9 protein-coding genes and 1 pseudogene are annotated in these 14,761 nt (G+C 43.0%); 6 read left to right on the top strand and 4 right to left on the bottom strand.

The features are described from left to right. Positions 1-197: 197 nt before the first annotated feature. Complete coding sequence (locus tag ABUA47_RS08210) at positions 198-4,061, bottom strand: two-component regulator propeller domain-containing protein (protein WP_349831520.1); 3,864 nt, start codon at positions 4,059-4,061, stop codon at positions 198-200. 391 nt (positions 4,062-4,452) lie between these two features. On the opposite strand from ABUA47_RS08210, the gene ABUA47_RS08205 reads away from it, so the two are divergent. After that, on the top strand, positions 4,453-6,450 hold the full coding sequence (locus tag ABUA47_RS08205) for a glycoside hydrolase family 2 protein (RefSeq protein ID WP_022401108.1): 1,998 nt from the start codon (positions 4,453-4,455) through the stop codon (positions 6,448-6,450). 81 nt (positions 6,451-6,531) lie between these two features. Here ABUA47_RS08205 and ABUA47_RS08200 read toward each other — a convergent pair whose 3' ends face one another. After that, positions 6,532-7,632 (bottom strand): glycoside hydrolase family 43 protein, encoded by a 1,101-nt coding sequence (locus ABUA47_RS08200; protein ID WP_035447028.1) that lies wholly within the window; start codon positions 7,630-7,632, stop codon positions 6,532-6,534. Positions 7,633-7,770: 138 nt separating this feature from the next. Here ABUA47_RS08200 and ABUA47_RS08195 point away from each other — a divergent pair, with 138 nt between their 5' ends. After that, on the top strand, positions 7,771-9,297 hold the full coding sequence (locus ABUA47_RS08195; RefSeq protein ID WP_009037739.1) for a MutS-related protein: 1,527 nt from the start codon (positions 7,771-7,773) through the stop codon (positions 9,295-9,297). Positions 9,298-9,543: 246 nt separating this feature from the next. Here ABUA47_RS08195 and ABUA47_RS08190 read toward each other — a convergent pair whose 3' ends face one another. After that, positions 9,544-10,305 carry a DeoR/GlpR family DNA-binding transcription regulator gene (locus ABUA47_RS08190; RefSeq protein WP_009037740.1) on the bottom strand — a complete coding sequence of 254 codons (762 nt, stop codon included), beginning with the start codon at positions 10,303-10,305 and terminating at the stop codon, positions 9,544-9,546. 17 nt (positions 10,306-10,322) lie between these two features. Next, on the bottom strand, positions 10,323-10,937 hold the full coding sequence (gene ribB, locus ABUA47_RS08185) for a 3,4-dihydroxy-2-butanone-4-phosphate synthase (protein ID WP_035447025.1): 615 nt from the start codon (positions 10,935-10,937) through the stop codon (positions 10,323-10,325). A 255-nt stretch (positions 10,938-11,192) separates the two neighbouring features. Between ribB and ABUA47_RS08180 the strand changes: the two genes are divergently transcribed. From ABUA47_RS08180 to ABUA47_RS08165, 4 genes and pseudogenes are all read left to right on the top strand, one after another. After that, the gene (locus ABUA47_RS08180) at positions 11,193-12,026 is read left to right on the top strand and encodes a transketolase (RefSeq protein ID WP_009037742.1); all 834 of its coding nucleotides are present in this window, start codon (positions 11,193-11,195) and stop codon (positions 12,024-12,026) included. 1 nt (position 12,027) lies between these two features. After that, positions 12,028-12,951, top strand: coding sequence for a transketolase family protein (locus tag ABUA47_RS08175; protein ID WP_022401105.1), 924 nt, complete (start codon positions 12,028-12,030; stop codon positions 12,949-12,951). 29 nt (positions 12,952-12,980) lie between these two features. Then, a complete protein-coding gene (locus ABUA47_RS08170; RefSeq protein ID WP_022401104.1) occupies positions 12,981-14,459 on the top strand; it encodes an FGGY-family carbohydrate kinase in 1,479 nt (492 codons plus the stop codon). 38 nt (positions 14,460-14,497) lie between these two features. Next, a pseudogene (locus ABUA47_RS08165) lies at positions 14,498-14,761 on the top strand (fucose isomerase); the annotation flags it as partial.

Below are 14,761 nucleotides of genomic sequence, written 5' to 3'. Positions count from 1 at the left end.
AAACAATAGCGGCTGATACTATTAGGTTCATAGTGACAGTCGCTATTGTTGTATATAAAAGTTTAATACCTGTAGTTTGCCGAATGCTTACAAAATATAAGAAATGACTGATTTGAAAGTCACTGCAAATATGAACTGTTTTGGCAATAATGTAGGCTTGTTATGTTTTAAATAGTGTACCTTTATGTTTCAAGTTATCATTTTAGACTGCGGATGTAATCAGATGGTGATATTCCAAATTCATTCTTGAAGTTTACAGTGAACCTTTTTGGAGAACTGAATCCCACCTCATAGGCAATTTCTGCAATTTGTTTCTGGCTTTCCTTTAGAAGTTGCTTACTGCGCTTCAAACGGATAATCCGGATGAATTCTGCCGGACCTTTACCGGTGATACACATCAGCTTTTTGTAGAGATGGCTACGACTCAACCCCAATTCTGCTCCTAACATTTCCACAGAGAAGTCGGAATCACTCATGCGCTCTTCTACTATTTTGATAGCTTTTTCAATAAATTGTTCGTCTAGTGGAGTGATTGTTATTTCATTAGGTGTCACTTCTATTTTCTGACTGAATTTACGATGGCTTTTTTCTGTCCATTCAATAAATTTCCTGATGCGCAGCTTTAGTAATTTGAAGTCAAAAGGCTTTACGATATAGTCATCGGCTCCTTGCTCAAATCCTTCACTTTTGTATTCTTCTGCCATACGGGCTGTAAGCAATATAACGGGAATGTGGGACCATTGCATGTTTGTTTTGATTTGCCGACATAGCTCTGTTCCATTCATCACTGGCATCATGATGTCGCTTATTACAATATTGACACTGTTTTTTTCTAATATCTTCAATGCCTCTGCTCCATTGTAGGCAACCTGTATGGCGTATTCATCGGACAGGTATTCAGACATGAAACTACAGAAATCCTTGTTGTCGTCCACCAACAAGATGGTATACCGCAATTCTTCCGCATTTGGAACGGGAAGTTCATTCGGAGCTTTGTCATTGTTTAGCAGTTCCGGAAGTAATTCCTCCTTTTCACTGGCATATGTGACGATAGGCAATTTAACGGTAAATACGGAACCTTTAGGAAAATTGTCTGTAACGGAGATTGTTCCTTTGTGTAGATGTACATATTCGTTTGCAATATGCAGGCCGATTCCACTGCCGGTTTTTTCCGAAGTTTGTTGCACCTGATAAAAACGTTCGAAGATATGTTTCTTGTCTTTGTCTATGATACCTTGTCCGTTGTCTGCCACACAGATGCATACATTGTCATCTTCGCGATAAAGATGTACATTGATTTCTCCTTTATCAGGAGTGTATTTGAAGGCATTGGACAACAAGTTGTTCATTACTTTTTTTATTTTAACCGGATCGAAGGACATGTTCAGGTTTTCTACTTCGCACATGAAACAGAAGCTGATGGTATGGTCAAGAGCATACTCTTGAAAAGTACTGCAAATCTCGCGGATAAAGTTGACAATATCTCCCGATTTGTAATGAGCTGTCTCGGCTCCTACATCCAGTTTCCGGAAATCAAGCAGAGAGTTTATCGATGTAAGTAATTGTTGTGCATTTTTATTGATTGTATTTAGTTTTTTGCGTATTCCGTCATCCAGGGTTTCTGACAATAACATTTGTAACGGGCTAATGATAAGCGTCAGTGGTGTACGTAAATCATGGCTTATATTTGTAAAGAACTTTAGCTTCATCTCATTCAGGAGCAACTTTTGTTCTTGCTCCAGTTTTGCTCGTTGTTGCTCCAGTCTTATGTTGTGATGCTTTTTGAATCGGTATATTACATAGGATATTATACCAATGGCAAACAATATGTATAAGATGATAGCAACATTACATAAATATATTGGAGATGAAACGGTTATATTCAACTCACTAGCTTCGTCATTCCATATACCGTCACTGTTACAAGCTTTAATCAATAGTTTGTAATTGCCAGGAGGAAGGGTGGTGAAAGCTACTTTGTTCTCGTTTGTATAGTACCATTGGGTATTTAATCCTTCCAGTTTATAGGCATATCTTATTTTATCAGCATTCAGCAAATCGCCTGCGGCAAATTCGATGGAGATTAAATAATCGTCATATCTGACAGACAATGATGGGGTTCTGCCAAGTACAGTTGTTAATAGTTTACGCCCTTCATATATTGAGTCTACTTCTATATGTTGATTGCCAATGGTCAGATTTGTAAAATACACCTTTGCCAGCGGTCGGCTCTTTTCGGTCAGCTTGTTCGGATTTATAGATGTATAGCCACTGGTGCCTCCCAGCAGTAAATCTCCGCTGGACAATTTACAAGCGGAATGGGAGTTGAAATGATTTTCTGGCAATCCGTCTCTGGTAGAAAGATTCTTGAAAGAAAAGTCTACTCCTTCCTGGGTGTCTGGGGTTACTTCCAATATAGACAATCCGTTACTTGTTGCAAGCCACATGTTACCATGATTGTCTTGGGTTATACTGTTAATGAGATTGTCACACAATCCGTTGTTTACGTCGAACCAGTGTAGTGAATCATTTTTTAAGTCCCAGGCAGTCAATCCTTGTTTATGGGCTAACCACAATATATCTCTGTCGTCCTTGAATACAGTGGAAATGAAGAGCTGCTTGAATGGCTGTGTCTCTTTTCGATTGGCATAAATCATTTCGGGTTTTCTCGTCACGATGTCCATTACACAGAGTCCGTATGTAGTCCCGATATACATTTTGTCTCCATAGTCATAACAGATATTGAGTACATTGATATTATTCCCATCAGGTAGTAGATAACTTGTCGCAGTATTTGCGTCCGGATTAAAACAAACCAAAGTTTCCAGTACATAACCTATCCATAAGTTTCCATATCGGTCTTCCTTCATACTCCATACGCCACTGTATGGCAGTTGGCTGTTCTCTGGAGTAAAATGGCGAATACTGTTGTTCTCATAGCAGAACAATCCGTCTTGATAACTTCCTGCCCAAATCCGTCCTTTATGGTCTTCGAGAAGACTGATGATGGCTATGTCGGGGATGGATAGTTTGCGAATGGCAAATCCTTTTTGCTTTTCTTTTACATAAAGTCCGTTCCCATCTGTTCCCAGCCAAATGTTTCCGGCCTTATCCTCTAAAATGGAGGCTATATCACCGCATTCTTTATGCTGGGTATCAATAAATTCATGGAAGCTTTCGTGATAATAAGAAACTCCTTTTTTGAAATTTCCTAACCAAATGACGCCTGAATCATCACGGTAGATTGTATTTATTCTGTTGGAAGCAAGGGATGTGGAAGACATAGGGGTATTCAGGAGGTTGACAAGGTTATCATTTACGTAGTCATAAATGAATACTCCTTTATGGTCCGTTCCTATCCAGACATGTCCGTTCGAGTCATCCAGTATGCTCCTTACCGCATTACTTTTTGTCTCTATTTTGGAATGGAGATTGATTTGGTTCCATTCCGATTTTATGTTTTTCTTATAGAATATTTGTTCATCGGTATATGAATATAGCCAGATGCCTCCATGATAATCAATGTATATGTGCTTTTCGATAATAGAGTTGGAGGGTAAGCTGATGTTATCTACCCGTTTACATTTCTTTGCGTTGTTCTCTAGTTTCAATAAGGTCGAATTCCAAAGAAGATATAGGTTTTCACCATCATCGCTGATACTCAGTTCCGGAGTTTCTTCTGGAAAGTTTTCTATTTTGAATGTTTTAAGGGTTTTATGAGAAAAATTGAAGTAAAAAGCATTTTGGCCTTGCAGTACCCATAAATTGTGTCTTTTGTCAACATGTACTTTGTAGGTACCATTTATCTGGATGCCTATTTTAAGGAGGTATGAGGGAATATCGGTAATGAAGTTGTCTTTGTCTCGGTCGTATATACAATATCTTGCCTCGCTTCCAATCCACAAATTGCCCAAACCGTCTTCCTGTAAGTTCCAGATGTCGTTAGACAATAAAGAATGGATGTCTTTTTCTTTGGGTTGATACACTTTAAAGCTATATCCGTCGTATCGGTTCAATCCATTGGCGGTCCCTATCCATAAAAAGCCTTCACAGTCTTTCAATATGGTTTTTACGTTATTGTTTGAAAGCCCGTTTTCTACTTTCAGATGGCGAAATACATACGGAGTTTGTCCTGCTAACGGCAGATAAGCCAGTAACAGAATAATGAGGGGGAACACTAATTTGTGTAAATAGTTTGTAAAAGACATACTATATAATCTGAAATTGAATTCTCAAAGATAGCAATATCTTATTTAAATAAACGTAAATATGTTGCATTAATAGGTCTGTAATGTTGCATCGCGGTCGTATAAGTCTTAAACATGTCATCCGTTTGTTGTCTTGCGTGTCTTGAAGTGTTTTTCTCATTTATTATTCAACATTTATTTCATACCTTTGCAGGGAAGGACTGGTTCCTGCCAATATGATTAACCTTCTAATACTTTATCGAAAATGAACAGATTCATCATTTTATTTTTATTCTCTTTGGGAATATTGTCAACATGTGTATTTGCCGTAGAGGTGATTCCACTGAATGAAGGATGGAATTTCCACCGGGGTTTTCAGGCACCTGCTTCGGAAATAGTGAAGGTTACTTTGCCTCACACTTGGAATGCGGGCGATGGCATGTTTGGCAATGCCGATTATTATAGGGGATTATGCAATTACAGTCGTAAGTTGTCTGTTCCTGCCCATTATCGGGGCAAACGTTTTTTCTTGAAAGTGATGGCTGCACAGACGGTTGCCGACATTTTTATCGACCATCATTTTGTGATGCAACATAAGGGTGGTTATACGGCATTTGTGGCAGAATTGACTGATTTCCTGGTCCCGGGAACAGAAAGTGTATTGGAAATTCGTGTCAGCAATGCTCAGACTATGGATATCGCTCCCATTTGCGGTGACTTCAATATGTTTGGCGGGTTGTATCGGGGAGTGGAGCTGCTGGTAACGGAGGATGTCTGCATAGAACCTGCTTATTATGCCTCTTCAGGTGTATTCTTCACTCAGTCCGATGTATCGGAGAAAAAGGCCCATTTGAAAATTGAAGCACTGCTTTCGGCAAGGGAAACTACTGTGACCGGTTGCGAGGTGGAGTTTCAACTATATGACAAGGAAAAGTTGCTTTGCCGTGTTGCCAGTGCAGAGGTGGGTGAGGATAAAAAGGTGGTGATGGACATGGTGCTTGAAAGGCCTCATTTGTGGGATGGAGTGAAGGACCCCTATTTATATAAAGGAGTGGTGATATTGCGTAAGGATGGGAAAGAGATAGACCGCCGCGAAGAAGAGATAGGTTTCCGCTACTTTCATGCCGATGCGGAGAAAGGTTTCTTTCTGAATGGAAAGCCTTATCGTTTGAATGGCGTGAACCGGCATCAGGACAGGGCGGAACGCGCTTCGGCATTTTATCCGCAAGACCATGACGAAGATTTGGACTTGATGCAGGAAATGGGATGCAATGCCGTGCGTCTTTGCCACTATCCGCAAGCCAAATACATGCATCAACAGATGGACAAGCGGGGACTGGTGGCATGGGTTGAGATTCCTTTTGTCAATGTTTATGTGAATAATCCTGCTTATGATGAAAACTTGCGCCTGCAATTGAAGGAACTGATTTTACAGAACTACAATCACCCCTGCATTTTGTTCTGGGGGCTGTTCAATGAGATAAATTCCGGTTGGCTGGACCGTCCTTCGCGTATGGCGGCAGAGCTTCATGCTTTGGCCCGTCAGTTGGACTCGAGCCGTCCCACTATGGGAGCCAGTAATCAGGATGACGACTTCAACGGATTCACCGACCTGATTGCTTTCAACAAGTATTTCGGCTGGTATGGCGACAACATGGATGACATGGGGCGCTGGATAGACCGCGAGCATGCAGCACATCCGGAGCGGAAGATGGGCATCAGCGAGTATGGTGCCGGGGCATGCGTATTCCAGCAGGCAGACTCGCTGAGGCATCCGGAACCGTGGGGGCAATGGCATCCCGAAAACTGGCAGACTTATTATCATGTGGAGAATTGGAAACAGCTTCAGGAACGTGAATTCTTGTGGTGTAACTTCATCTGGTGCATGTTCGACTTTTCGGCGGCAGGCCGTAGGGAGGGGACCATTATGGGACGCAATGATAAGGGGCTGGTGACTTACGACCGGAAAATAAAGAAAGATGCCTTTTACTTTTATAAGGCAAACTGGAATCAAGAAGATAAGTTTGTATATATCGCAGGAAAACGATTGGTAAACAGAACCCGCAAAACTGTTGATGTGCAAGTATTCAGCAATAGCGGAGCTGCCAAATTGTATATCAATGGCAAAGCATATGGGACTGCAAAACCTGATTCCGTAAATGTACTGGAATGGAAAGGCATTGTATTGGATACCGGTGAAAATAGAATTGAAGTCAGGAACAAATATGGAGCGGATTGTTGTGTATGGATATGTCCTTTTTAATTTTCATCAGGCGCGGAATGTATAGGAGAACCACGGAGAATAATGAACCGTGACATGCTGTGCAGTCTGCGCCTGATGGCTTTAATATGTGATTTTCTGTAAATCCGTATTCGGTCCGTGGACTACCAGTTTCCCGTCCGGTTGGATGTCTATGGGGTCGATGAATACCATTCGTTCGTCACCAGTGGTTTCGGTGCGTCCATGATAGACACAGTAGAGGCGGTTGTGAATATCGATGAGCATACAATGCCCGGTTCCGGTCACGATGCCGCCTTGCTCTGTATCCTTTTGCAGCACCGGATTGTTGGCAGCTTTTGTGAATGGTCCTAAGGGGTTCTGGGAGGTAGCATAACCCACCGCATAATTTTTCCCTCCGAAAAAGTTTGCAGAGTACAGCATATAGTAAAGATTTTTGTGCTTCACGATATACGAACCTTCTGTCCAGCGTCTGTTGACTTCATGTGAAGTCACCGAGCGGTTCTCCCATTCCGCTTGAGGGTCGTCCATTGTCTGGGGCGGGCAAAGCAGTGCTACCGGTTCTCCGATGATACCGGAGAAATCTGGTTTCAGTTCCACGCCGTAAATCCAACTTTCCTCAATCTCGTCAAACCAGCCCTTTTCTTTGGCCCATGCTGAAACTTCGCTTTCAACGGCATGTTTGTAGCAGCAGCGGGAGTAGTAGAGGTAGGTCTTTCCGGAAGCATCGTCAAAGAGTATGTTTGCGTCGATGATAGGATAGCCGGGGTCGAATACCGGTTGGTTGAACAGCTCTTTGAAAGGGCCGGTAGGCTTATCGGCTACGGCTACACCGATACGGAAGTTCTCTTGCTCCTTAGTGGGATTTTCCTTCCAGTTGGCGCTGAACCATAGGTAGTATTTGCCGTCCCGTTCATACACTTCGGGTGCCCAGAAACAGTCGGTGGCCCATGAGTCGGAGGTGCCGCCTTGATAGATGGGACCCTCGTCTGTCCATGTCACCAGGTCATCGGAGGAGTATACTTTAAAACCGTTCGATACTCCGCCCGTTCCGTACATATAGTATTTGCCGTCGGAAGCTTTCAGTAGGAACGGGTCTCCGAAGGCCATGGGCAGGGGATTCTGATATGCTACTTTCTTGTTTCCGCATGATGTTGACAGTAAGGCCAGTAAAAACAGTGTCAATGTGAAAAAAGTGTGTTTCATCTTGTTATAATTTTAATGGTGAAGTAATGAAAAGTGTTTGTATCCGCAAAGTAAACATAATATAGGGAAAGCAGCAAGGAAATTAGATAGAATGCAATCTTTTCATTATTTTTGTGCATCATTCCAAATAATTCTTTGATGGAACAGTCATTTTCGGATATATCGCTATACCACGAGTACCGGTCGGCGAGGGAGACAGAACATTTGGTGTCGCAGAAAACCTGGGATGACCTCAATCTGGATGATTTTTTCGAATGGGCTGACCGTACCTCTTCTTGTGTGGGCCGACAGTACCTCTACGACGTGTTGCATTACAACCGTCTTTCGGAGATTTCGGAACAAGAGGAAGTGATTCGTAAGCTTTCTGCTGACAAGGAGTTGCGTGCAGAAATCCGGTCGGAGTTGCGGAAACTGGATACGCCGGATGCTTATACCATTGCATCGCTATTCTCCATTTCCCATCCCGTGTATTCCCGCCGCTTTTACCGTTTGCTGACTATCTTGCAATTCGCGCCTTTTGTTTTGTTGGGAATAGTTTACATTACGTCTTCGCTTTATGTTTTGGGGATTTTGTGCACATCGGTATTGGTGAACATGGTACTGCACTATCGCAGCAAGGCGCGGATTCAGGGCTATTTCTTTTCCATTCCTCAGTTATGGCAGTTGCTCAGGCAAGCGGAGAAGTTGGCACAGATTCCGTTGTGTGCATCCGTGCATCGGGATATCCAAAAGACTTTGCAGGCATTGCATCCGTTGCGAAAGAAACTTTCCACTTTCCGTTTCAGTATCAGACTGGAGAGCGACATCGCCATTTTCGCTTATTTCTTCACCGAGATAGTGAATGTGTTTTTTCTGCGGGAAGTTATTCCGGTTTCCAAGGCTTTCTTTCTATTGCAGGGTAGACAGGAACAGATTGAAGAGGTTTTCCGCTATTTCGGATTGGTGGATGTGCTTTGCTCTGTTTCCGAACTCCGGAATGGGCTGCCTTATTATGTTTTACCGGAAGCTTGCAGCGAGGGTGAAACGTTTCATGCAGAAGGGCTTTATCATCCGCTTATAGAACGTTGTATCCCTAATGACATTACACTCTGTGGCAAATCTGTCCTTGTTACCGGCTCCAATATGTCCGGTAAGACAACTTTTATCCGTGCCATCGGACTTAACCTGCTTTCCGCACAAGTGCTCCATACTTGTTTTGCTCGCAGTTTCCGTTTTCCTATGGATACTGCGTTATATTCTGCTATCCATCTGGAGGATAGTCTGATGGAGGGAAAAAGTTTCTTTCTGCAGGAGGTGCAAATTGTTCGAGAGATGCTGGAAGCCGGAAAGGAGTGTTGGCGGTTTTTCCTGCTGGACGAGTTGTTCAAGGGGACGAATACGGTGGAACGGATAGCTATAGCCAAAGCTGTGCTGTCTGCTTTGGCGCACAAGAACAGTATTGTGTTTGCTTCCACTCACGATGTCGAACTGGCTTCCTTACTTGAGGACGAATATGAATTGTTTCATTTTTGTGAGTGTGTTGCCGACAATACATTGTCTTTTGATTATAAGTTGAAGCCGGGACCGGTGACGGAACGTAATGCCATCCGGATTATCGAGATGTGCGGCTATCCGCAGGAAGTGGTCAGGGAAGCATATCGGCTTTCAGAGGAGGATGTCCTATAATTTTATTGCTTGTTTTTACGGGGTGGGTGGTTTGCTATACCTCCTTCCTGATACCTTCTGAGAGGGGGTGCAATGACTCAAGGACTGAATGGCATTCAGTCCCTGAGTGAAAGGCTTTCAGTCCCTGACTGAATCCGGTTCGTTCAGTGAGTGAGATGAAAAGGCATGGGAATGCAGGCAGATTGTACTTATATTTGTAATATAATATAAATGGGTACGAGGGCCGGGTCTCTTTTTCCCTTTCAATTATCCAATCAGGAGATTTATGTTTTTCCCCTTCATTTTCTCAATATTCTCTTTCGAGATATGATTGTCTGTGATGAAGGAGTTCACCATAGTTATCGACCCTAAACTTGCGAATGCGCTTATCCCGATTTTGGAAGAATCGGCTACCAGGATGACTTCTTCGGCAGCCTTTATCATGGCCGATTTTACCATCAGGTCGCTGAGGCTTGGATAAGTCAGGCTCATGTCCGGAGATATTCCTGCTGTGGCGAGGAATAATTTGTTGGCATGGAAACCTTTGAGTGAGTCGGCTGCCATCTTTCCGGTCAGTGAAAGGGTAGGCGCTTTGAACTCTCCTCCCGTCACGATGAGGGTGATACCGGGATTCTCGCCCAATATCAACGCTATGTTCAGTGCATTGGTGATGACAGTGAGCTCTTTGTATTGCGTAAGTAGTTTGGCTATTTCTGTAGTGGTGGAACCTGAATCGAGAATGATGCATTCGCCTTCGCGGATAAACGATACCGCTTTTCGGGCTATTTCTCTTTTTTCTTCAATATGGTTTTGGTTGAAGACCTTTCCGGTCTTTGCAAATGAGCCTACGTCTTTTAGGAAAGCTCCACCATGTTCTCTTTGGATATACCCTAATTTTTCAAGGGCTTCCAAGTCTTGTCTGATTGTAACATCCGTAACATTGAAAATCCTGCTTAATTCTTGAACTTTTGCATGTCCGTCTTCGCGGATTAGGTCCAAAATCTTGACTCTTCTTTGGTTTAGTGCCATATCTACTTTATATATTGTTATATCTTGTTGTTCCTGCGATACTCTTGGATATCTTTGATAGCTATAATTTTCAGCTGGAACTTTTCTGCTATTTCTAGTAATTGAGGCAAACGGGCCATTGTTCCATCCTGGTTCAGTATCTCAATGAGGGCGCCACCGGGTGTCAATCCTGCCATTCTTGTCAGGTCTAGCAAGGCTTCCGTATGTCCGTCGCGTCCTAATACTCCATTCTCATGTCCGTAGAGAGGAAAAATATGCCCGGGACGTGCCAATTCCGACGGTTTTATATTGCCAGTAACCAAAGCGCGTATGGTAGCAGAACGGTCATAGGCGGAAACCCCCGTTGTACAACCGTAGCCCTTCAGGTCGACAGACATGGTGAACGGAGTGCCTAAAAGAGAAGTGTTGTCTTCCGACATCGGGTATAGTTGAAGCTCTTCACAACGCGAACGAGGTAATGGTACACAAAGAAGCCCTTTTCCATGTGTAATCATGAAATTGACAATATCAGGGGTGATTTTTTCACCAGATACGATAAAATCACCTTCATTTTCTCTATTTTCATCATCGACAACTATCACTATTTTTCCTTGCCGAACCGCTTTGATTCCTTCGTCTATAGTATTGAGCATTGTGTAATCATTTAATTTTTTCGCAAAGGTAGTCAAAAAAAGTCAAATGAAAGTTCGTTTTTACTGTTTTTCTTCTTTTTTATTCTAATAATTATCTTTTATTTTATCGATTGCTTTTGTTTTATATTTTATTTATTTGCTTTTTCCTTCTTGTTAATCGTAAAATATGTTAATATAAGGTGAAAATCTTTCGTTTTCTTTCGATTTATACTTTTCTTTTGTTTTATTTGCAAAGGAAACGAAAGTGTATAAGCTATGAAAACAAAAGAATTAATTCTTCAATCAGAAAGAAATCGAAAAAGATTAATTGAAATTATCTATAAAGCAAAAGCCGGACATATCGGTGGAGACTTGTCTTGCCTCAATGTTCTTACTGCTCTTTACTTTGATGTGATGAATGTAGATGCAGGTAACCCTAAGGATAATTTGCGGGATCGTTTCATTTTGAGTAAGGGACATTGTGTGGAGGCTTTGTATGTGACGCTGGAATCCAGAGGGTTCATGGCTAAAGGCATTTTGGACACATTGGGGCAATATGGTTCCATTCTTTCGGGGCACCCCACTATCGGAGTTCCGGGTATTGAAGTGAATACTGGAGCCTTGGGGCATGGCTTGTCTGTCGGGGTGGGTATAGCCATGGCTGCTAAAATGGATAAGAGGAATTATAAAACCTATGTGCTGATGGGAGACGGTGAGCAGGGTGAAGGTTCCATATACGAGGCTGCAATGGCTGCCCGGCAGTACAAGCTGGATAATCTGGTAGCTGTAATAGATCGTAATCATTTGCAGATTAGTGGAGATACGGAAGATGTGATGGGGATTGATGACATCCGTGACCGTTGGACGGCATTTGGTTGGGAGGTAAAGGATATGAATGGTGACGATATGGAAGACATTATCCGGACTTTCCGTTCCATTGATTATGCAAATCACCATCCTCATTTGCTGGTGGCTCATACAACAAAAGGCAAGGGAGTGTCTTTTATGGAGGGAGTGGCCAAATGGCATCATGGGGTTCCGAACAACGAGCAGTATGAACTGGCTATTCGGGAAATTTCAGAAAGGATAAAAAATTTAGAATATAATTGATATGATAGCTTGCAGAAAAAGTTTCACCGACACTTTGTTGTCATTGGCCCGGATGGACAAAGATATCATTGCTGTGACAACGGATGCACGTGGTTCGGTGACGTTAAATGATTTTGCCAAAGAATTGCCACAGCAATTCGTGGAGTGTGGTATTGCGGAGCAGGATGCTGTGGGTATTTCAGCCGGGTTGGCTCATAGCGGAAAGAAAGTGTTTGTGTGTGGCCCGGCATGTTTTTATGTGGCTCGCAGTCTGGAACAGGTAAAGGTTGACTTGGCTTATAGTCAGAACAACGTAAAGATATTGGGAGTAAGTGGAGGAGTAGCTTACGGAGCTTTGGGGGCTACCCATCATAGCTTGCATGATATTGCCGTGTTACGTACTTTCCCCGGTATGAATATTGTGTTGCCTTGTGATGCCCGACAGACAAAAAAACTGGTTGAGTTTTTGATTGACTATCCTGAACCGGTTTATGTTCGTGTAGGACGTGCAGCAGTTCCTGATGTCTATGAGAACGATGATTTTGATTTTGCCATAGGTAAGGCAAATAGGTTATTGGACGGGACCGACTTGACAATCATTGGAACCGGTGAAACCGTATACCATGCACATCAAGCGGCTTTGGAGTTGCGTAAATATGGTATTTCAGTCCGGGTACTGGATATGTCCTTTATTAAACCTTGTGATGAGGAGGCTGTTTTGAAAGCTGCTTCTGAAACCGGTCGTATTATCACGGTTGAGGAGCATAGTCAGTATGGAGGCCTTGGAGCGATGGTGACTGAAATCATTTCCGAAAATCCCGTACCCGTGAAAATTTTGGGGATTCCTGACGAGAATGTGGTGCATGGGAGTTCTTCCGAAATTTTTGCCCATTATGGGTTGGATGCACCTGGTATCGTGAAAACTACCCTTGACTTCCTTAAGTAAGAAATAATCAGCCTTTAATAATACCTAAAATGAAAAACTTGATAATTGCAATAGACCAAAGCACCTCGGCCACCAAGGCTATGCTGTTCAATGAGAGGTGTGAAATGCTGAAGCGTGTCAATGTCACTCACGAGCAATATTATCCCCGAACTGGATGGGTGGAGCATGATGTTGAAGAAATTTATCGGAATGTGCTGAAAAGCATTGCTGAGTTGATTGAAGAGGAAACGGCAGACAATATGTATTCGTTGGCTATCACTAATCAACGCGAGACGGTGGTTGTATGGAATAAACATACGGGTAAACCGGTATACAATGCTGTGGTATGGCAATGTATGCGTGGTGCTGATATCTGTAATGACTTGAAAAATAGAGGATACAGTGAGTTTGTACAGGTAAGAAGTGGCTTGTTGTTAGACCCCTATTTCTCGGCGAGCGGTGTGAAGTGGATACTTGACAATGTGGAGGGAGCCCGTCGGGCTGCTGATAATGGAGACTTATTGATGGGGACTATTGATACGTGGCTGATTTGGAAGTTGACTGATGGTAAACGCCATGTGACGGATTATACGAATGCTTCCAGAACCCTTTTATTGAATATTCATACGATGCTATGGGATAATGACTTGCTGGAATTGTTCACCATACCCAAAACCATGATGCCCGAGTTGTTGCCTTGTGATGCTGTTTTTGGAAAGACTACGGTGGGTGGACTGTTCAAGAACCCTATTGTCATTGCCGGTGTATTGGGCGATTCGCATGGGGCACTGACTGGGCAGATGTGTTTTGAAGAGGGATTAGGTAAGGTCACTTATGGTACCGGCTCCTCAGTAATGGTGAATATTGGCGAAAAGGTTGCTACAGCTCCTCGGGGATTGGTCACTTCCATAGGTTTTGCCGCACTTGGGAAAGTGTTCTATGCTTTTGAGGGGAATATCCATTGTACTGGCGGTACTATCAAGTGGTTGGAACAGAGATTGCAGATGATCGGTTCGCCCGATGAAGCAGAAGAACTGGCCGTTACTGTGGAAGACAATGGAGGTGTATATGTTGTACCGGCTTTTGCCGGACTGGGTGCTCCTTGGTGGCAAGGGGATATAAAGGCGGCCATTTTAGGGATGACTTTAGGTACCGGGAAGCCACATGTTCTTAGGGCGGCGCTTGAATCCATAGCTTATCAAGTCAATGATTTAGTCAAAGCGATGACCACTCAGGCAGGTATAAAACTGAAAGAAATCAGGGTTGACGGAGGACCTACAAAAAATAAATTTTTAATGCAGTTCCAGGCTGACTGTTTACGTGTACCGATCAATTGTTCGGATGTTGAGGAGGCCTCGGCTTTGGGAGCTGTTGTGATGAATGGAATGGCCCGCAAGATATGGACGAGCTTTGAACAAGTGGCCGTATTACGCCGGAGCCGCTACCGAATAGAACCGCAGGGCAACTTACCACTGATGGAGAAATGGTGTGAAGGCTGGCTGAAAGCAGTAAATCAATTAATCGGATAAATATCTTCTAAGTATAATTTTAACACCAACTATTTACGATGAAAAACAAGGAAAGAATGTGCTTCGGTATAATTATCGGCACCCGTGCTTATTTTAATTCAGAATTGGCCAAAGATGTTCGCAAACAGCTGTTGAGAACACTTGCAGACGAAGGCTATGACTATGTAATTTTACCTGAAGATGCTACTCCTACTGGCAGTAGCAGTATTGAAACCCGTGAAGACGGATTGAAGTGTGCCGAACTGTTCCGTCAAAATCGTGACCGTATTGACGGCATTATAGTCTCTTTACCCACCTTTGGC

The sequence above is a fragment of the Bacteroides sp. RTP31139st1_H2_RTP31139_211217 genome, from assembly GCF_040227615.1.
In the GTDB taxonomy this organism is placed as follows: Bacteria; Bacteroidota; Bacteroidia; order Bacteroidales; family Bacteroidaceae; genus Bacteroides; species Bacteroides uniformis.
This window is presented reverse-complemented; position numbering and strand designations above follow the sequence as displayed.